We start from the raw sequence: 19,475 nt of genomic DNA on the forward strand, positions 1-19,475 counted from the left end.
GGTAAACGGGCGGCTGGTTCATTTCGAACCATCTGGGAGAAATTCGTGTCACCCAAGGCGACATCTCGTCGAGCTGCCGACGCGGCCGTACTGTACGAACTCGAATCGCAAATCGGCTTTGTGCTGCGTCGCGCGCATCAGCGCCATGTATCGATTTTTGCCGACTGCATGGCTGAGCTGTCTTTGACGCCTCAGCAGTTTTCGGCTCTGGTCAAAATCCAGGACGAAGTTGCCGTTTCGCAGAACCGCCTGGGTCGGCTGACCGCCATGGATCCCGCGACGATTCTGGGCGTGGTCCAAAGGCTCATTCAGCGCGGCCTCGTGAATCGCAGTCCCGATCCCGTTGATCCCCGCTCGACACGGCTGACGCTGACAGAAAAGGGACAAGAGCTTGTTGCCTCAGCTTTGCCGATGGCGCGGGAAGCGACAGATCGTACCCTGGCGCACCTGTCTTCGGCTGAACGGAAGGACCTGCAGCGATTATTGAGCAAACTGGCGACGGGAGAGGATGAATGAAGCCGTCACTCTATTTCCGGCCAACCAATTTGCAGGAGGCGCTCGCCGCGCTGAGTGAGAATTCCTGGTCAGTCCTGGCAGGCGGTACGGATTTCTATCCGGCGCGGCTGGGCAAGGCCTTGGACGAGAATGTCCTCGATATCAGTGCCATCATTGGCCAGGAAAAGATTAGTTACACCGACGGGCAGTGGCGGCTGTCCCTGCAGGCAACCTGGTCCGATCTGATGGCCGACAATAGGCTGCCGGCACGCTTCGAGGGGCTGAAGCATGCGGCGCGGGAAGTTGGCGGCGTGCAAATCCAGAATCGCGCCACGATTTGCGGCAATCTTTGCAATGCTTCACCGGCTGCCGATGGCATCCCAAACCTGCTCGCCTTGAATGCCCAGGTGGAGTTGATGTCACTGCAAGGCAAGCGGATCTTGCCGATTGCCGATTTTCTCGAAGGCAACCGGCGGACGTTGCGGCGTGACGATGAATTGGTCACGGCTTTACTTGTCCCCGATTCAGGCCGCCCGGCACGTTCGACCTTCCTGAAGTTGGGCGCTCGGAAGTATCTGGTGATCTCCATCGTCATGGTGGGAGCGGTTCTTGAGCTATCCGACGACTTACGCATCGTGACTGCCCGTATCGCCGTCGGTGCATGCTCGCCGGTGGCCCAGCGTCTGCCTTTGCTGGAGCAGGATCTCATTGGGCGGCAGCTTGAGACGTCCTTGGCCGATGTGGTGGATGAGCGGCATCTGGCACCCCTTGCGCCGATCGACGATGTGCGGGGCACTGCAGAATATCGTCACGACGCCGTCATCACCCTGCTGCAGCGCAGCCTGATGGAACTTAGCCGATGACCCAGCAATCCATTCGTTTTACGGTCAATGATAAGCCGGCTGAGGTCACAGTCGATCCGTTGCGGCGCCTGTCCGATGTCCTGCGGGAAGACCTCCACCTGACCGGCACCAAGGTCGGCTGCAATGCCGGCGATTGCGGAGCATGCACCGTCTTGGTGGATGGTCGGCAAAGCTGTGCCTGCCTCATTCCAGTGGGGCAGGTGGCGGGGCATGCGGTCGTCACGGTTGAAGGGTTGGCTGCCAAGGGCCAGCTCAGTCAATTGCAGCAGGCCTTCCAGGATCACGGCGCGGCACAGTGCGGGATCTGTACGCCTGGCATGCTGATGGCCGCGTCCGACCTACTGGCGCAGTCACCGTCGCCAACGGAAGAGGACGTGCTTGATGCCTTGGGCGGCGTCCTGTGCCGCTGCACTGGATATCGCAAGATTGTCGATGCCGTGCTGTCGCTGGGCAAGAAAGCGGCAATCCCGCCGCATGGAAATGCCGTTGTGGGTTCAAGACTGCCGAAGGTCGATGGTGTGGCCAAGATTACCGGCACTGAGCGCTATGGGGCCGATAGCTGGCCTGCAGACAGCCTGGCTTTGCGTGCCGTCCGGTCGCCGCATCACCATGCGCGCTTCATTTTTGGCAATTTTGCGCCGTTATTTGCGGCCCATCCCGGTCTGGTAAAAATACTGACGGCCGCGGATATTCCCGGACAAAATCTTTTCGGCATCTATCCCACCGGCAAGGATCAACCGGTTTTCGCGGAAGGTTATGTACGTTTCCGCGGCGAAGCGATTTGCGCCCTGGTTGGCGATGGCGAGGCACTTGCCGCGATCCGGGACGATGAGCTTCCCGTTGAATGGGAAATCTTGCCGCCGTTGCAAGGAGTGGACGCAGCTTTATCCCGTGGCGCTGCGCAGTTGCACGAAACGGCAAAGGGCAATGTCCTGATTGAAGGCCGGCTGGCGAGAGGCAATGTCGATGCCGCTATCACGCAAGCCGATATAAGCCTTTCGGACACTTTCCAGACCTCCTTCGTCGAACACGCCTATATCGAGCCGGAGGCGGGCTTTGCCCGGCGCGTTGGTGATCGGCTGGAAATCTTCGCCACGACGCAAACCCCTTACATGGATCGGGATGAGGTCGCCCTCATCATGGGTTTGCGGCAGGAGCAAATCCGCATCATTCCCAGTGCGGTCGGCGGCGGTTTCGGCGGCAAGCTCGATTTGTCGCTGCAGCCGATGATCGCCGTGGCGGCCTGGTTGTTGAACCGGCCGGTGCGCTGCACTTATTCGCGTCCTGAATCGATGGCCTCCACCACCAAGCGGCATCCTGCCTCGATCGCCATTACTGTTGCGGCAACCAAGGAGGGCCGGCTGTCGGCGGTGCGCTTCCATGGCGATTACAATACAGGCGCTTATGCTTCCTGGGGGCCGACGGTCGCCAATCGCGTGCCGGTTCACGCCATGGGCCCTTATCAGGTGCCGGCGGTCTATTGTACAACGCGCGCGATCTATACCAATGATACACCGGCCGGTGCCTTCCGCGGATTCGGCGTGCCGCAGGCGGCGATCGCGCTGGAAACCATGCTCGACGATCTCGCCGAGAAGCTAAATCTTTGCCCCTTCGAATTCCGCTATCAGAATGCTTTGGACAAAGGCTCGCTAACAGCCAGCGGGCAGCGTCTCGAAGCCAGCGTCGGACTGCGCGCCTGTCTCGATGCATTGCGGCCTCATTGGCAACGAATGCGGTCGGAAGTCGCCGACTTCAATAAAAGGTCGGGCGCCCTGCGACGCGGTGTCGGCGTCGGTTGCGGTTGGTACGGCATCGGCAATACCTCATTGCCCAATCCCTCGATCATGCGGATCGGTTTGAAGCGTGACGGACGCGTCACGCTTTACAGTGGTGCGCTGGATATCGGCCAGGGTTCAAACACGATCATGATGCAGATCTGCGCCGATGCCCTGGGTGTGCCGCTATCGGTGATCGATCTGGTAACGGGCGATACCGATCTCACGCCGGATGCGGGCAAGACCTCGGCGTCGCGCCAGACTTTTGTTTCGGGCGCGGCCTTGCGCCTGGCCGCCGACGATCTGCGCCACCAGATCCTGCGTCTTGCCAATGTGGGCGACGGGGGGCGGCTTGCGCTCGAGGGCGACACACTGCGGGTCAGCGATGGTGTCACGGAACGGATGATCGATCTTGCCCGGCTGCCCGAGGCTGGCGACAAAGGCGATGTGCTGGTGGGTGAGGGCCGGTTCGATCCGCCGACGACAACGCTGGATGCCGATGGACAGGGCATTCCCTATGCGACTTACAGCTTCTCCGCTCAGCTCGCCCTGGTCGAGGTGGATGTCGAACTGGGTACCACGAAGGTTCTGCGTATTGCCGCTGCGGCCGATGTGGGCAGGGCGATCAATCCGACACAGGTGGAAGGCCAGCTGCATGGCGGTGTCGCGCAAGGGCTCGGCCTCGCCTTGATGGAAGAATACATTCCCGGTCGGACGGAAAATCTGCACGATTATCTCATCCCGACGATTGGCGATGTGCCGCCCATCGACACGTATATTATCGAGGATGAAGAGCCCTTGGGGCCTTTCGGTGCCAAAGGGATCGGCGAGCCGGCATTGGTGCCGACGGCGCCAGCGATTTTAAACGCCATACGGCATGCGACAGGTGCACGCATGACCCGGGTGCCGGCGACACCCGATCGGTTGCGGGCAGCCTTGCGCGCCGGGAAACGCGAGGCGGCCGAATGACCAGTTCCGAGACTCCCGATCCGCGTGGATCGACGGATGCACCAAGCGAACGGGCCCTGGCCGAAGCGAAGGCGGCATCGGCCGATACCATCATCACCTGCGATGCTTGTCCGGTCCTGTGCCGTATCCGGGCAGGAAAGACCGGTGCCTGCGACCGATATGGCAATGTAGAGGGCAAGCTGACCCGTATGGATGCGATGGTCGTGGCGCAGCGTCTGAGCGCCGATAATACCGGCATGGTCCCTTTCCTGAATAAGGAATGGGATGGCCGTCTGGTCCCTGGCGCGGAAACCTTTGTCACCGGCATCGGAGCGGGAACGACTTATCCGGATTACAAGCCCGCACCCTTCATCGTGTCCTCGCAGGTTGACGGTGTCGATATGATCACCGTGGTCACCGAGGGCATCTTCAGCTATTGCGGCGTCAAGGTGAAGATCGATACCGACCGCTATATCGGTCCGGAACAGGCGGCGGTGCGGCTAAACGGGGAACAGATCGGCCATGTCACCACGGCCGAATACGGTTCCCAAATGCTGGCCTTGGGTGGTGTCCGCCATTTGACCGGCGGCAGCAAGAAGGAGGGCACAGTCACCTGCGATGCTTTGCTGACGCTCTGCAACAAAGGTGCCGTCGATATGACAATCGATGGCGGTGCGACCTTGCGGGTGCACGCCGGAAAGCCACCGGTGATCGATGGCATCGAAGAACATCGGATGCGGGTGGGATGCGGTTCGGCCACGATCGGGATTTTTGCCCAGCAATGGCGCGACCATGTCGACGAGGTGATCGTGGTGGACGACCATATCACCGGGGTTTTGAGCGAACATCAGGCGGGGCGCTTCCTCGAGATGAAGCCTGCCGGAATTCGCGTGCGCGGCCGGAAATCGACGCCCGGCCGCTACTTCCAGGTCGCCAATCCCGGAACCGGCTGGGGCGGCACGGATATCGAGAATCCGCTGGCTATCATCGAAAAGATTTCGGCTGAAACCGCCTGGCCCGGCCTGCGCTTGCTGATGGTGTCGACCACCGGCGAGCATCACGCTTATTTCATCCTCGACGATCAATTGGTGCCAAAACCTGCGGGGATCCCGGCTGCAATTGCCAAAGTGGTCGAGCGGATCGGCGAGAACTGCGAACCTGCCCTGTGCACGGTGCTTTTCATGGGGGGCGCCGGCGGCAGCTTGCGGGCTGGGGTGACGGAAAATCCGATCAGATTGACCCGATCCGTCCGCGATGCTTTGACCCGGGTGACCGCCGGCGGTGCGCCGGTCTATGTCTGGCCGGGCGGTGGCATCACCATCATGGTCGATGTTGCCACCATGCCGGAAAATTCGTTCGGCTATGTACCGACGCCCGCTCTTGTCGCACCGATCGAGTTCACCATGCGGCGCGCAGATTACGAAGCGATGGGCGGGCATATAGGGCAAGTCCGGTCGATTACAGAGATCGGCGAGACTGCTTCTGTCAAATCCATTGCTTGGGAAAATGACCAGCCTTGGCCACTCCGACCTTTTTTGGAGGGCGATGCGTCATGACTATCCATTGTGCCATGCTGCCGGATGGCCGCCGCTTGCATCTGCAGCACGGCCCGATCGATCTCGTCATCGAAGCTTGGGGTGAGCCTGCGGAAGTTGGAACCGCTTACGGACAAGCCGCGGCTTGCTTCCAGCATGTCTTGCATAGCCTCGTCGCCGAATTGCCGGTGCTGCGGCAGGCTATTGGATCGTCGAAGCCGACACTTCGCGATCCTGTCGCGCAACATATGCTAGAGGCTTGCTGGCCATACCGGGCCGATTTCATCACCCCGATGGCCGCCGTTGCCGGTGCCGTTGCCGATCATGTCCTGGCGGCGCTATTGGCAGGTCGTCGGCTTCGCAAAGCCTATGTCAACAATGGCGGCGATATCGCCATTCATTTGACGCCGGGCGAATTTTTCGATTGCGGCCTCGTTGCTGACTTGGCGCTGCCGAGACTGTTCGGCAAGATGCACATCACCTCCGAGTGGGGTGTTGGCGGCCTCGCAACCTCGGGCGCCGCGACGAAAGGAAATGGCGGCCGCAGCTTCTCCTTCGGCATTGCCGACAGTGTGACCGTTTTGGCGATAAATGCCGCCGCCGCCGATGCGGCCGCGTCGATGATTGCCAATGCAGTCGATTTGCCGGCCCATCCTTCTATTGATCGCCAGCCGGCATCGGCGCAGGATCCCGACAGCGATCTCGGTGCGCGGCTTGTCACTATGAAAGTGCCCCCGTTAGGCGACGTGGAGATCGAGGCGGCTTTGGCCCGCGGCCTGGTGCTGGCAGAGGAATTGCGCCAACGTGGACTGATTGAGGCGGCGGTGCTGACATTGCAAGGCCAGTTGAAAATCTGCGGCGCGGAGCAGCAGCTCCTCTCGGCAGCGTAGGAGATGATAGATGATTAAGGTTCGCAAAGTTTTAACCGCGGTGGAAGACACCTACCATGAAGGTGGACCTATCGCTGATAAACCCTTGCGTCAGGGTTCGGTTGTCGCCGTCATTCACAACCCTTATGCCGGTCAGTATGTGGAAGACATCCTGCCGATGATGGAGGCCCTGAAGCCCCTTGGCCTGGAAATGGCCAGGACTCTGGTCCGGGCAATGGATGTGGCGCCGAGCGTCATTGAAGGCTATGGCAAGGGCGCCATCGTCGGCGCCGATGGCGAGTTGGAACACGGTGCGCTTTGGCATGCACCGGGCGGCTATGCCATGCGCGAGTTGCTGGGCAATGCCAAGGCGATCGTCCCTTCCGCCAAAAAGGTGGGTGGCCCGGGTACGCGCATCGACATTCCAGTCACCCATATCAATGCTTCTTATGTCCGTAGTCATTTCACCTCGATCGAAGTGGGCGTCACCGATGCGCCGCGGGCGGACGAACTCGCTTTCATCCTGGTCATGACCACGGGCCCGCGCATTCATGCCCGTGTCGGTGGTCTGAAGGCGTCGGAAATCAAAGGGGAGGATGGGTTGAGATGAGCGCGAAGATCCGCAAACTGATGATTCAGGTCGAAGAAGTCCGCCAGGAAGCGGATAAGGATATCGTGCCGCCTGTCCGGAAAGCGGCTGCCGTTGCCGTTATCGAAAACCCATTTGCCGGTCGCTATGTGGAAGATCTGACGCCGCTGATGGATATTGGTGAGGAATTGGGCGACCTGCTTGGCCGTCGCGCCGTGGCCGCCCTCGACATTCAGCCGGCCCAGGCGGAAAGCTATGGCAAGGCCGCGCTTGTCGGTGAAGCGGGCGAGCTTGAACATGCCGCGGCTATTCTGCATCCGAAGCTCGGCAAGCCGCTCCGCCTTGCCGTTGAAAAGGGCGCCGCTCTGGTGCCGTCGGCCAAGAAGCGCGGTGGTCTCGGCACACCGATCGATGTGCCGTTGGGCCATAAGGATGCGGCTTTCGTCCGGTCGCATTTCGATGCGATGGAGGTGCGCATACCCGATGCGCCCCGCGCCAACGAAATCCTGGTTGCTGTGGTCGTCACCGATAGCGGGAGGCCCCTGCCGCGTGTCGGCGGATTGCAGGTCAGCGAAATCGAGGGCAAGGACGGATTGCGCTGACTTGGGAGAGGGAGGTTAAGCATGGCGGAAGTTGCGGCTGCGGGTGGTCCCGCCGGTAAGCTTGTCATTCGCAATATTGGCTTGCTGTTGAGCGGCGATATCGAAAAACCGATCCTGCCCGGTGATACCGTTGTTGCTATCGATGGGCGCATTGCCGCTTTCGGCAAGGAGAAGGACGTCGATTGCGCAGGTGCTAAAACGGTTATCGATGCCAAAGGCTGCACCCTGTCGCCGGGCCTGATCGACAGCCATGTGCATCCAGTCTTCGGGGATTGGACGCCGCGTCAAAGCCAGCTCAACTGGATCGATTCTTTCCTCCATGGCGGGGTGACCACGATGATTTCCGCCGGCGAAGTGCATTTGCCGGGCCGGCCGAAGGATGTGGTTGGTGTTAAGGCGCTGGCGATCACCGCCCAACGGGCTTTCGATGCTTTCCGTCCGGGCGGCGTCAAAGTGCATGCAGGCGCACCGGTGATCGAAAAGGGGATGGTGGAAGAGGATTTCGCCGAGCTTGCCAAGGCCGGCGTCAAATTGCTCGGCGAGGTGGGACTGGGTTCTGTCAAGGCAGGTGAGGAAGCGGGGCGCATGGTGCAATGGGCCCGCAAATACGGCATGCAATCAACCATTCATACGGGCGGCCCGTCCGTGCCCGGTTCCGGCTATATCGACAAGGATGTCATCCTGGCGGCGGATGCCGATGTCATTGGGCATATTAATGGCGGGCACACCGCCTTGCCCCTAAGCCAGATCGAATGCCTCTGCAGCCAATGCAGCCGGGCCATCGAGATCGTGCACAATGGCAACGAGCTGGCCGGTTTGCATGCCTTGCGAACGGCGAAGGAAATCAATCAAATGCACCGCGTTATCCTTGGTACGGATTCGCCGGCCGGGTCTGGCGTGCAGCCGCTCGGCATCCTGCGGCTGATTGCTCTGCTGTCGTCGATTGGCAATACACCGGCGGAGATCGCATTCTGTTTTGCGACCGGCAATACCGCGCGGATCCGCGATCTCGATTGCGGCCTGATTGAAGCGGGGCGTGCGGCGGATTTCGTGTTGATGGACCGGGCCCAACATTCCAGTGGCGGCGATCTGCTGGATTCCGTCCGTAAGGGAGATCTGCCGGGCATTGGCATGGTGGTCATCGATGGAGTTGTGCGGGTCGCCCGGTCCCGCAATACGCCGCCGGCTGAGCGCCTGCCGGAAGTCGTGCCGCACTAGGATTGCAGACGATTGAACGACATGGTGCGCTGCGCTGTCGACATCATTGGGGTAATGTGTTTTATGCAACGAGAAACATGCTGATCGAGGGAGGGCTTTATGTCTGCGTATGATCAACTAACCGGCGGCAAAATCAGCCGTCGTAAATTTCTTGGCGGCTCTGCCGCCTTGGCTGCGGCTGGTGTGGCCACCGGCGCGATTTTCGCACCGCGGATCGTGAAGGCCGATAGCGGCAAGATTACAGTCCTGAATTGGCAGGGCTATGGCACGGATGAAGCCTGGGCGCTGGATATCTTCAAGAAGAAAACCGGTATCGAGGTCGTCCACGACTACTTCAATTCCGAACCGGAAATGATCACCAAACTGCGCACCAATCCGGGCACCTATGATGTTGTCCTGACGAATTGTGCGTGGAACGGCGTTGCTTCGAAAGAGGGGCTCATTCAGGCGATCGATACCGCAAAGATCACCACGTTCCAAGATCTCAACCCGACTTTTCGCGATTCGAATTTGCTGAACGATGGCGGCAAGACCTATGGCGTCTCCTGGGTCTGGGGCATGACCGCCATTGCCTATAATTCAGATGTCTTCAAATCCGCGCCCGACAGCATCGAGATTCTTTGGAATCCCAAGCAAGCGAAGCGTGTCGCGTTCCGTGATGACGGCATCGAAGCGGTTTCCTTCGCGGCCATCGCGACGGGCCAGGACATTAACCATCCGAAGGACATGGCGAAGATCAAGGAAAGACTGCTCGCCTTGAAAGGGCAGGTTGCCACTTTGTGGTCGTCGGAAGACGAATTCAACAAGCTGTTTTCGGCGAAGACTTTCGACCTGTCGCCCTATTGGAGCGGTTCTGCCGCCCGCAGCCGGAGCAATTTCAAGTTGCCGGTCGGCTATGTCGTGCCGAAAGAGGGCGCGATTGGCTGGTTCGATGGCTTGGCCATCGCTAATCAGGCGCCGAATGTCGCGGGTGCCGAAGCTTTCATCAGCTACATGACCGATCCGGATTTCTATTATGAATGGGCTACGAAAGTCGGTGCGCCGGCTTCGGCCAATCCCAAGGCCAATGAAAGGCTGCCGGCGGATGACGTCGCGCGCAAGATCCACAGTGACGAAGCGGCCATGAAGCGCTTGCAATATATGGCGCCGCTTTCGGATGAAGAACGCCAAAGCTATTCCGACCTCTGGACCGAGGTGAAAGCCGAATTTGCTAAATAGGATGGCGACATTGATCAGGCCCCTGAAAGGGGCCTGATCTTTATAAGTCGATCTGTTTGCGCAATCTCTTCAGGCTGCGGCTGAAAATTTTTGGATCCTTCATCGCGCGGGCCAGAACAAGAGCTCCCTGGATTCCGGCGAGGATATCTTCGGTCAGGCTGCGTGCTGCGGCGCTTTCATATCCAGCGCGTGTCAATGCTTTGTTCAGGGCGGCCGCCCAGTCGGCAAAGTAGCTTTGCACCTGGTCCGCGAAGCGATCACGGATATTGTTCAGGGCAAACACCCCGACGAGGCAAACGCGGTGGCCGGACCGGAAATACTGCTCCACCGCTGTGAACATATGATTGATACCTGCGCGCGCGTCTTCGCCGTCGCGTAGCGGCTGATACACGTTCACTTGAAACCAATCATCGATTTCGCTGAGGACGGCTGTCGCCATCTCTTCCTTCCCGCCGGGGAAGAAATGATAAAGGCTGCCTTTTCCCAGGCCGGTCGCTTCGGTAATCACCGAGAGGCTGGCACCTTCGAAACCATGTTCGCGAAAAACCTCGCCAAGCACAGGAAGTACATCGCTGCGCTCGGCGACCAGACGTGTCATTTTAAAGCCCCAGTTCCGTCAAGCCTGGGTGATCGGCAGGGCGAGGACCCGAGGCGTCCCAGTGATACTTCCGGTCGCTCTCCTTAATGGGGAGATCGTTGATACAGGCATAGCGGAAGCGCATCAAACCATCTTCACCAAATTCCCAATTCTCATTGCCGTAAGAGCGGAACCAGTTTTTTGAGTCGTCGTGCCATTCATAGGCAAAGCGGACGGCAATCCGATTGCCTTCATATGCCCAGATTTCCTTGATAAGCCGATAGTCCAGCTCTCGCGCCCATTTCCGCTGCAGGAACTGAACGATTTCCGACCGGCCGTTGATGAATTCCGCACGATTCCGCCATTTGCTGTCGATCGTATAGCCGAGCGACACGCGCTCGGGATCGCACGAATTCCAAGCATCTTCCGCCATGCGGACCTTCTGGATTGCCGTTTCTCGACTAAAGGGGGGGAGGGGTGGGCGGTTGGCCATTTCTATCTCCTGAACCGTTCGGAAAACTATGTACCATTCAGTACAGAATAGCTTTAACTTGTCAATCAGGAAATGAAACGTGTTTCCGGTAACGTCAGCAATGGTGGCCTGGGCGACGCGTAGTTAACTGATGACGTTCTTGATAAAGCGCAGAAGCGAAGTGCCTTGGTTGCTATAGGCATAAGGTTGGTTGGTTGGAAAATCGGCGGATTGCCCCGCGGCCAAGGTTTGCGACCCGGAAGTCAACTCCAGAGTCATGGTGCCTTGAAGAATATAGAGAAATTCTCGCATTCCGGCGGGATCAGGCTCAGCCTGATATTTTTCGCCGGGGGCCAAGCTCCATTCCCATAATTCGACGCTACGGTGAGCGGCTGCATTCTGTAGGAGACTGGCTCGGCTGCGAGGATGCTCGCCCTGCCAAATGGGTATCGGCTTGATATGGGCGCTGGTTTGTGACGGAGGCCGGATCAGCTCCGCGAAAGGGACATTGAGGGCATGCGCGATGCGGTCGAGGGTCGCGAGGCTGGCATTGCCCAAGGCATTTTCGATCAACGTGATCATGCGGCGGCTGAGATCGGCGCGGTCGGCCAGTTCCTGCTGGCTCAGGCCCAATCGTTGGCGCGCTTGGCGAATATTCTGCGAGACATGTTCCTGAAGGACGGACAAAGGGCACCCTCTAGCCTGGAAACTATATTGCGCATTTTCGGTTATGCGCACTATATTGCGCATTCAAAGCTGGCCGCTGCCAACGTAATTCCACATAGCAAAAGTCAAGGCATTCAGACAAATGACGCGTGCTCCATTTCAGAGTTTCGAGCTGGAACATTATCAATCGCTCTATGAACACGAGGTTGAATTCAATCTCGCGGATAGCAGCGTTAAATGTCTTGGCACGCGCGAATGGCTGACACCCGACGAACAGGCGGCCCTCCTCGATACTGGGCTGTTCTATCCGCAAGTAAATGGGACATTGGACTTACGTCAGCGTATCGCCGCGCTATATACGGACGCCGATGCGGCCAACGTCTTGGTGACTGTAGGCGCCTCTCAGGCCAATAGCATGGTCTGCGCGACCTTGCTGCAACCCGGTGACGAAGTCGTCGTCATGTCGCCCGGCTATCGGCAAGTCTGGGGGCATGCCAAGAATATCGGCTGTGTCGTCAAGGAACTTCCGCTCGATCCGGCGCGCGGTTGGCGCCCGGACCTCGATATGCTGGATCGCCTGGTGACCTCGCGAACCCGACTTGTTGCCATCGTCAATCCCAACAACCCGACGGGTACGATCCTATCGTCGGAAGAGGGTGACCGTGTCATCGCGGCTTGTGCGCGGGTCGGCGCCTGGCTGCATGTCGACGAAGTCTATGGCGGCACGGAAATCGATGGTTTCGGCGAAACGCCAAGCTTCTGGGGCCGCTATGACCGCCTGATTTGCACCAACAGTTTGTCGAAAGCTTATGGCTTGAGCGGTCTGCGGATTGGATGGGCTATTACAGATCGGCAGACGATCGAGGATCTCTGGCGCCGGCATGAATATGCCGTGATTGCCGCTGCGGCGCCGAGCATGACCCTCGCCTCAATTGCGCTGCAGCCCGCCAAGCGGCGGTTTTTGCTGGAACGGCAGCGCAATTTGTCATCCGCCGGTCGTCAGGTCCTGGCATCCTGGCTGCGTGACCAAGGCAATGTGTTCAGCGTGCTGCCATCTCCGGCAACGAGCCTCGGCTTCGTTCGCTTCGATCTGCCGATGACCTCTTTCGAGCTGGCGGAAGCGATCCGGACCAAGGCAAATGTGCTGGTCGCTCCAGGCAGTTTCCTCGGTGCCGAGCAGCATCTACGTATCACCCTGGGCTATGAGCCGGAGAAAGTGGCCAAGGCCCTGGACCGTATCGGCGCCGTGGCCGCCGAAATACGGCGAGCATAGGGATGTGACTACGTCGCCAGAGCCTGCTCTAACAGGCTCACGGCCTTGGGGGCTGCTTCCACGGGAATGTTTGTGAAGCTGAGCAAAAGCGCGGATCCGCAATCCTGCTTGATGGAATAGGCCGATAAGGCCCCCGGCGCCAGCCCAAGGGCGGTGGCCTTGCTAACCAATAGGCGATCACTTTCACGCCGTTTCGGCCATGCAAGCAGGTGCAACCCCCCGGCGGATAGGTCGACCCGGAAGCGGCCTCCCATCCTGTCGTTCAAGACTTCGGCCAAAGCTGCTCGGCGGTTCGCATAGAGCTGGCGCATGCGTCGGATATGACGGGCAAAATGACCTTCGGCCATGAAATCGGCAATGATCTGCTCATTGAGAAGGGAGCGTCCTGATTGTAAGAGCAGGCTGATCTCCGCGCATCGATCGAGCAGATTCTCCGGCAGAACGATGTAACCGACACGCAAAGCGGGAAAGAGAACCTTGCTGAAGGTGCCGGCATAGATTACCCGGTCGGCTTGATCGAGGCTTTTCAAGGCGGGTAGGGGACGGCTGGTATAGCGGAACTCTCCGTCGTAGTCGTCTTCGATGATCCAGGCATCGTGCTGCTGCGCCCAGTCGAGCAAGGCAAGCCTTCGGGGCAAAGATAAGGAAACACCCAAAGGTGCCTGATGCGACGGTGTTACGACGGCGATACGGGCATGCTTGTTAAGCTCGATGCCCGCATCCACCGATAAACCATTTTCATCCACGGGGACCGCAATGACGTTCGCGCCGATGATCTCGAAAGCGCGTCGGGTCATGAAGTATCCGGGATCTTCCAGCCAGACGGCATCGCCCGGTTGCAAGAGGAGCTCCTTCAGCAACGCAAGACCGCCCTGGAAACCGCTGGTAATGACAATTTGCTGCGGTGAGCACTGAATGCCGCGTGCAATAGCGAGATAACAGGCGATCTGGTCGCGCAGGGTTCGCTCACCGAGAGGGTCCGGATAGACCATCATCGCCTCGGTCAGGGTCCGAGCGCGGCGCATGGCCAAGCGGGACCAAAGCTTGCGGGGAAAGACATCTAGCGCGGGCAGGCCCATCTGGAACGGTCGAGCCTTTTCCGGCCGCGGCGACGGCCGGTCTTCGTTGGTACGTGGTGTGGTCCTTGGGCGTTTCTTTACACTCTGCAAATGTTGGGCGATGCAGGGTGCAACGATCGTGCCGGCGGCGCCCCGGCCAATGATATAACCTTCACCTGCCAGCATGTTATAGGCGACATCGACAGTGCCACGTGCAGTTCCCAATTGGCTGGCCAGACTGCGCGCCGAAGGGAGGCGTTCTCCCGGCCCCAATTGACCGCGCGCGATGGCATCGCGAAAGCGATCATAGATCTGCCGGTAGACGGGGACCTGACTGTGGCGGTCTAATTGGGATTGACCGAATTTCATCCTACCCTCGGCCGTGGCTCAGTAAGAATAGTCGAAGGCCTGCATCCGTTAGAGCCAAAATAAACCGGCTTCTATCTCTGTTGCGTCGATCAGGATGTCCGGGCCGCCGCCCGGGGTTCACCCAATCGTCCGGATTTCGCGCGGTCTCGTGCGCCGCGCGCTTGGGCGAGGTTTTGCTGCACGGTGTTCTGCCTGGCGCATTCGGATAGCCGCAAATCGTGAACCGCCGGTATCGGCTTACCAGCAGCCTCCATGCCCTTCAGCCGGCCCCATACGGCGCGTTTCTTGCGCACCTGATGTGGCTGGAAGATATCGAAATCCGAGAAATTGACCTGCCGATCGATGGTGATGGCGCCGGCAGCGCAAGCCGCCTCGAAAAGTTCGCGTCCTCGCTCGGTACGGACGATGATGCCGTTGAAACCGGCATCCTCGCCGGTCGGGCCGCCGCCCGGCCAGACATCCGAGGCGGCGAGGTCCGCGCTTTCACCGATGGCGTCCGGACAGATTTTGCAGCGTGGTTGGATCATCCACTTGGCTTCATCCTCCCACATCTGCTGGTAGGTCAGTTCAAAGGCGCGGCCGTCCTTGGTTTCCACCCGCGTCGGTCCGGGATTGCCATTGCCGCGATACCGGAACAGCGACAACTCTTCCTCTCGCACGCCGAAACGCTCCAGTACGTCTTCCGATTTGCTGAGATCGGACGCACCGCCACAAACCAGAGTCAGAGCATAACGCATATATCGCTCGACCCGTGGATCAATCTGCGCCAAGTTGCGCACGGCGCCGATGTCGCAGGGTTTGGCAATCAGCGCAAACGGCTCCTGGCGGTCCAATATATCGCTAAAATCGACCAGAGTGGCGGCCGGGCCGTAGCGGGAACCGGCACCTTCCAACACTGAGGCCGAATCAAAACTAAGGCATCGTTCGCTGCGCATCGGCTGTGTCTTGGATGCGGTAACATGCAGCACAAAATTGACGCGTTTGCTTTGCAGAAGAAATTGTCCCAGAGCCGTCAAAATACCGCCTGTTGAACAGCGATGACGGATCAAAGGATCGGCCGCATAACCGATCGCCAAATGGTAAGCGCTTCCCCAGATGGTATCGAACAGTGGCGGTTGCGATCCGGTTGGCGCCACAGCCCCTGGGATGCGCGTTCCAGGACAAACCGCATTGATCCGCTCCAAAACAGCTTCCTGGAGAGCCTGTTTAGCGACGGGGCGTTCCCGGCCTTCCGGGGTCATGACCAGTTCGATCTGGTCGCCGCCCGCTATGCCGCGGCATAGGCCACAGCCGATGCAAAGGCCATTCTCAACGATTTCTTCTAAAGTGAGCACTATAACCCCGCCGTTCTTTGCAAAGTGAATCGATATCCGGCTCAGCCGTGCAATTGCAAGTTCGGTCAAAACCTTGCCGTTTTTCTCAATCGCCCGGCCCGTCTACTTGGCGCAACATTGCCTGTAAAGACGAAACTATTTGACAATCGTACAAAAGTTGGAAGTCTATTAGGCGCATAAGAAAACAGCATCTCAAGGGAGGACTAAATGTTCAAACGGGGTATTGTTGCCATCGCTTTGATAGGCCTGGCTATCGCCTTCGGCGGGACGGCCGCCAAGGCGGAGGATACGATTAGGGTGGGTTTCTCACCGGAACCTTACCCACCATTTTTTAGCAAGGACGCGGCCGGTAATTGGGGCGGGTTCGAGGTCGAACTACTCAATGCGCTTTGCGATGAGATGAAAGCGAAATGCGTGCTGACCCCGGTTGCCTGGGATGGGATCATTCCCGCGCTGACCGAAAAGAAGATCGACATCATTTTTAACTCCATGTCGATCACCAATGACCGAAAGAAGGTGATCGATTTCTCCGATAAATACTATCAAACGCCAGCCGTTTTCGTTGGCGCTAAAAATGACGATATCAAGGTTGATGTAAACAATCCGGATGCGCTGAAGGGCAAGATCATCGGTGTCCAAACAGCGACGATTCATGCCAATTATGTTACCGAGAAGTTTGGCAAGACCGCAGAAATCAAACTTTATGATACGCAAGACAGGGCTAACGCCGATCTGGTCGCCGGCCGCGTTGATTTACTTCTGGCGGATTCGATCGCTCTTGATGCTTTCCTGAAATCGGACCAGGGCAAAGATTATGAAGTTAAATTTGTCGCGCCTGCGGATCCGATTTTTGGCGATGGTGTGGGGGCCGGGCTTCGCAAGGAAGACACCGCGTTGAAGGAAAAGATCAATGCGGCGATCAAGGCAATTCGTGCCAATGGCACCTATGAGAAAATCGCCAAGAAGTATTTCGACTTCAACGTCTATGGGAGCTAAGCGCCCGTAGATTTTTGTTGTGCCGCCGGCTTCGTGCCGGCGGCTTCTATTCCGTCTGGAACGCTGCGGGCGACATGAAACGCCGCAGGACATTCCCGCTGATACGCGCCACATTGTTGCAGTAGTGGTCGTGAGCGAGGGCGCTGGCCCAAGTGATGGATCCGGTGGAGAAAACGGCGCCCCCTTTTGGGCATTCGAAGAAGACCATCTCTGCGCGAACGCGGTCATTCTCGATACCGTCGATCCCCGGATGGGTATAAAGCAGCTCTTCCGGTGTCAGCAGATACACGCTCGTATGGTCAACAGAGCGGGCGAGAATGAGCGCATGTGCGGGCGTTCCTAAAGCGGCATCCGCTGCGTCCAGTTCATAGCCGGCGGCACCTCCAAGACTGCCAAAATCGCCGATTTTCTCGCTTGTGTCGACACCTTCGAAAATAAAGGCGGCACGCGGCGAGAAGCTATCATCGAGACGGATGTAATACGAGTTTCGATCAAATCCTTCGGCGACGTAACCAACGCCAACAAGCTGTTGCGGCGCCAGGCCCTGGCTTCTCCAAAGACCGCCGAATTCGCCCGTGAAGCTGTGATAGCGTTCTCCGGCCGGCATCTCGTGGCACCGTGTTCCGGCTTCTCCGCGGCGGACTTCGATCGCATCGGGCCAATCGGGATGTGTGGCGACGCGCCAATAGAAGCCATTGCCGCCCAGATACATCAGACGGCCACCATTGTTCAGATACTCGCCGAGCGCTGTCATCATCGGCGTCGAGTGATACTCCGGATGACTGCCTGTCAAGATGCAGCGATATTGGCGCAGCAGGTCGATACCTTCGGCATGCAGTTTATCATCGGTAATGACATCGTAGGATTGGTCACTGGCCTCGAGCCAGTCGATGATGTGGAGATCGGCATTGAAGTTCCAGATCGCCCGCTTCGGCCGCGTATTCAGGATGGGCCGACGCGATGAGCTGTAGCAGGCGCCGCTGCCGTCGAGATGCCGGTCATAAAGGGAAATGCCGAAATCCCGGCGTTCTTTCAGGAATAGTTCGGTCGGCCCCAATTCCAGCAGCCGGCCGTAGCTTACTTCCGACAGTGGGTCCTCATAGCCGTGATGGCTGTTTGCATAGGCAAGATAAGTGAAGGTCGAAGCGAGGAAGGCAATCGGTGCGCTTGGCCGGTTTTGAGGCGGCAAGACGAAAAAGGGGATATGATCTTCCGCCTCGGGTGCATCGCCGCATTGCAGGCGGATGGCATAGACCCCACTTCGCAGATCCGCCGGCACGGTCCAGGAAAAATCAGTTTCCCAGGCAGCATCGTAGAGATCGTCAACATGGAAATGTATCGCGCCATAAAGCTCGGGGCGGTCTTGCCAATTAGACGTTTGTCCACGCCACAGATGGCCGGTCACGGCGCGGGTCGGCAGGTTGATGGCTTGGCCATGTCGGTTGTTACCAGATATATCTGTAATCCGCCGGCCTTCCATCTCTCGGCTGAAATCCCACGCCGCCCAGCAAGGAAGCCCGAATTGATGCGGATGGAGCTGATCTGACAGCGATTCTGCATCGGCCCATGCATTATAGATTGCAGGCGCCTCGATCCTGCCATCGAAAGCCTGCCACGCGGCATGACGTCTGCCTGCCTCGCACTGCGAGGCGGCAGCGACAAGGACCGGGACCTTCTCGGAACAGGTGATATCGACTTCCGATGAGACCGTTGCGATCTGCATCATCGGTCCGAAGGGAAGGTCAGCCAACGGCCGGGCGAGTAAAGACAATGTGCCCTGCTGTGCCTTTCCGCATAAGCTGGCGGCCACCAGATACCAGGTATCGGCGACCAACGGATGGTCCAGTGTCAGTACCTGCCGGCGAGTTCCGGCATAGAGGCGGATCTGCAGATTGGCCTGCTCATTCAAGCGCAGGGCATAGCCTTCACGTTCCTGGCCGGAAACGCCTATCTGCGAGATGATCGTTTGGGGAAGACCGGAGGCAGGCCGGCTTGGCCTGATCAAGGCGGCTATGGTCACGCCCGCAGCACCGTCGATGCCGCCATCGTTGGGAATTTCGATATAGGATCCTGTAGCGATGGCTTGCCGCCGGCCGTGATAACTGCCGGCGAATGATGCGTCGATCGGCTCTGCCTTATAGCCTGGTCCGTCCGGTCGATCATCCCCGCAGATCAGGCGCACGAGAGCGGCTTCATAAGTTTTGGCGCCGCCTTCGCAACTCACCTTGACGGAAAGTTCCTCTCCCGGCCTGACGGAAAGGCGATCGGCATAGCCGACGATTTGCAGCATTGCGCGACTCCAGCTGATCTATTCCCACGGCAGGTCCTGGCCGGTGTGGCCTTTCCAGCGCAGCTTGAAGACTGCCCATTCAGCAGCTTCAAAATTATCGAACTCCAAGCCTATCAGCGTGATCGGTGCTTGCGGTGTTTCGCCAAAGCGCCCCAGTTTCCATCGCGCTGGCCATTGGCGTGTTTCGCGTATCAACACATATTTGCCGGCAAAGGGTCCGGAGCGAAACATATTGATCAGACGCTGCAATTCGCCGCTATGCCGGCCATAGGGGTTATGGCGAAATTCCTCGGCGAGATCGATCCGGCTGGGATCCAGTTGATACATG

Annotated in this window: 18 protein-coding genes; 11 read left to right on the plus strand and 7 right to left on the minus strand. The window is 58.7% G+C overall.

Annotated elements, in window-relative coordinates; genetic code table 11:
• The first annotated feature begins 45 nt into the window (after nucleotides 1–45).
• From SMD27_RS08070 to SMD27_RS08110, 9 genes are all read left to right on the plus strand, one after another.
• Entirely contained in the window at nucleotides 46–516 is a 471-nt protein-coding gene (locus SMD27_RS08070; RefSeq protein ID WP_320507857.1) for a MarR family winged helix-turn-helix transcriptional regulator, read from the plus strand.
• Nucleotides 513–1,358 carry an FAD binding domain-containing protein gene (locus SMD27_RS08075; RefSeq protein ID WP_320507858.1) on the plus strand — a complete coding sequence of 282 codons (846 nt, stop codon included), beginning with the start codon at nucleotides 513–515 and terminating at the stop codon, nucleotides 1,356–1,358. Before SMD27_RS08070 ends, SMD27_RS08075 begins: the two co-directional genes overlap by 4 nt.
• Nucleotides 1,355–4,102: a molybdopterin-dependent oxidoreductase gene (locus SMD27_RS08080; protein ID WP_320507859.1), complete on the plus strand. Its 2,748-nt coding sequence runs from the start codon at nucleotides 1,355–1,357 to the stop codon at nucleotides 4,100–4,102. Before SMD27_RS08075 ends, SMD27_RS08080 begins: the two co-directional genes overlap by 4 nt.
• Nucleotides 4,099–5,637 carry a 6-hydroxynicotinate reductase gene (locus SMD27_RS08085; RefSeq protein ID WP_320507860.1) on the plus strand — a complete coding sequence of 513 codons (1,539 nt, stop codon included), beginning with the start codon at nucleotides 4,099–4,101 and terminating at the stop codon, nucleotides 5,635–5,637. Before SMD27_RS08080 ends, SMD27_RS08085 begins: the two co-directional genes overlap by 4 nt.
• Nucleotides 5,634–6,506, plus strand: a complete 873-nt coding sequence (locus SMD27_RS08090) for a UPF0280 family protein (RefSeq protein ID WP_320507861.1) — start codon at nucleotides 5,634–5,636, stop codon at nucleotides 6,504–6,506. Before SMD27_RS08085 ends, SMD27_RS08090 begins: the two co-directional genes overlap by 4 nt.
• Before the next feature lie 10 nt (nucleotides 6,507–6,516).
• Complete coding sequence (locus tag SMD27_RS08095) at nucleotides 6,517–7,095, plus strand: amino acid synthesis family protein (protein WP_320507862.1); 579 nt, start codon at nucleotides 6,517–6,519, stop codon at nucleotides 7,093–7,095.
• Nucleotides 7,092–7,676, plus strand: a complete 585-nt coding sequence (locus SMD27_RS08100) for an amino acid synthesis family protein (RefSeq protein WP_320507863.1) — start codon at nucleotides 7,092–7,094, stop codon at nucleotides 7,674–7,676. The genes SMD27_RS08095 and SMD27_RS08100 overlap by 4 nt, the downstream gene beginning before the upstream one ends.
• 21 nt (nucleotides 7,677–7,697) lie before the next feature.
• Nucleotides 7,698–8,894, plus strand: a complete 1,197-nt coding sequence (locus SMD27_RS08105; protein ID WP_320507864.1) for an amidohydrolase family protein — start codon at nucleotides 7,698–7,700, stop codon at nucleotides 8,892–8,894.
• Nucleotides 8,895–8,993: 99 nt separating this feature from the next.
• Complete coding sequence (locus tag SMD27_RS08110; protein ID WP_320507865.1) at nucleotides 8,994–10,112, plus strand: ABC transporter substrate-binding protein; 1,119 nt, start codon at nucleotides 8,994–8,996, stop codon at nucleotides 10,110–10,112.
• A gap of 40 nt (nucleotides 10,113–10,152) precedes the next feature.
• Here the strand turns inward: SMD27_RS08110 and SMD27_RS08115 are convergent, their stop codons facing one another.
• The 3 genes from SMD27_RS08115 to SMD27_RS08125 all read right to left on the minus strand — a co-directional run bounded on the left by SMD27_RS08115 (nucleotide 10,153) and on the right by SMD27_RS08125 (nucleotide 11,848).
• Nucleotides 10,153–10,710, minus strand: coding sequence for a TetR/AcrR family transcriptional regulator (locus tag SMD27_RS08115; protein ID WP_320507866.1), 558 nt, complete (start codon nucleotides 10,708–10,710; stop codon nucleotides 10,153–10,155).
• A gap of 1 nt (nucleotide 10,711) precedes the next feature.
• Complete coding sequence (locus tag SMD27_RS08120; protein WP_320507867.1) at nucleotides 10,712–11,182, minus strand: nuclear transport factor 2 family protein; 471 nt, start codon at nucleotides 11,180–11,182, stop codon at nucleotides 10,712–10,714.
• 123 nt (nucleotides 11,183–11,305) lie between these two features.
• Nucleotides 11,306–11,848: a helix-turn-helix domain-containing protein gene (locus SMD27_RS08125; protein WP_320507868.1), complete on the minus strand. Its 543-nt coding sequence runs from the start codon at nucleotides 11,846–11,848 to the stop codon at nucleotides 11,306–11,308.
• A 121-nt stretch (nucleotides 11,849–11,969) separates the two neighbouring features.
• Between SMD27_RS08125 and SMD27_RS08130 the strand changes: the two genes are divergently transcribed.
• On the plus strand, nucleotides 11,970–13,100 hold the full coding sequence (locus tag SMD27_RS08130; protein WP_320507869.1) for an aminotransferase class I/II-fold pyridoxal phosphate-dependent enzyme: 1,131 nt from the start codon (nucleotides 11,970–11,972) through the stop codon (nucleotides 13,098–13,100).
• 8 nt (nucleotides 13,101–13,108) lie between these two features.
• Here the strand turns inward: SMD27_RS08130 and pdxR are convergent, their stop codons facing one another.
• Together pdxR and SMD27_RS08140 are read right to left on the minus strand one after the other, a co-directional pair.
• Nucleotides 13,109–14,527: a MocR-like pyridoxine biosynthesis transcription factor PdxR gene (pdxR, locus tag SMD27_RS08135; RefSeq protein ID WP_320507870.1), complete on the minus strand. Its 1,419-nt coding sequence runs from the start codon at nucleotides 14,525–14,527 to the stop codon at nucleotides 13,109–13,111.
• An 89-nt stretch (nucleotides 14,528–14,616) separates the two neighbouring features.
• Nucleotides 14,617–15,861 carry a Coenzyme F420 hydrogenase/dehydrogenase, beta subunit C-terminal domain gene (locus SMD27_RS08140; protein ID WP_320507871.1) on the minus strand — a complete coding sequence of 415 codons (1,245 nt, stop codon included), beginning with the start codon at nucleotides 15,859–15,861 and terminating at the stop codon, nucleotides 14,617–14,619.
• Between the two features lie 207 nt (nucleotides 15,862–16,068).
• Between SMD27_RS08140 and SMD27_RS08145 the strand changes: the two genes are divergently transcribed.
• Nucleotides 16,069–16,857: a transporter substrate-binding domain-containing protein gene (locus SMD27_RS08145; protein ID WP_320507872.1), complete on the plus strand. Its 789-nt coding sequence runs from the start codon at nucleotides 16,069–16,071 to the stop codon at nucleotides 16,855–16,857.
• 46 nt (nucleotides 16,858–16,903) lie between these two features.
• Here the strand turns inward: SMD27_RS08145 and SMD27_RS08150 are convergent, their stop codons facing one another.
• Together SMD27_RS08150 and SMD27_RS08155 are read right to left on the minus strand one after the other, a co-directional pair.
• Entirely contained in the window at nucleotides 16,904–19,147 is a 2,244-nt protein-coding gene (locus tag SMD27_RS08150) for a N,N-dimethylformamidase beta subunit family domain-containing protein (RefSeq protein WP_320507873.1), read from the minus strand.
• Nucleotides 19,148–19,165: 18 nt separating this feature from the next.
• Entirely contained in the window at nucleotides 19,166–19,474 is a 309-nt protein-coding gene (locus SMD27_RS08155; RefSeq protein WP_320507874.1) for a hypothetical protein, read from the minus strand.
• Nucleotide 19,475 lies beyond the last annotated feature (1 nt).

Source organism: Dongia soli, from assembly GCF_034044715.1.
Classification (GTDB): Bacteria; Pseudomonadota; Alphaproteobacteria; order Dongiales; family Dongiaceae; genus Dongia_B; species Dongia_B soli.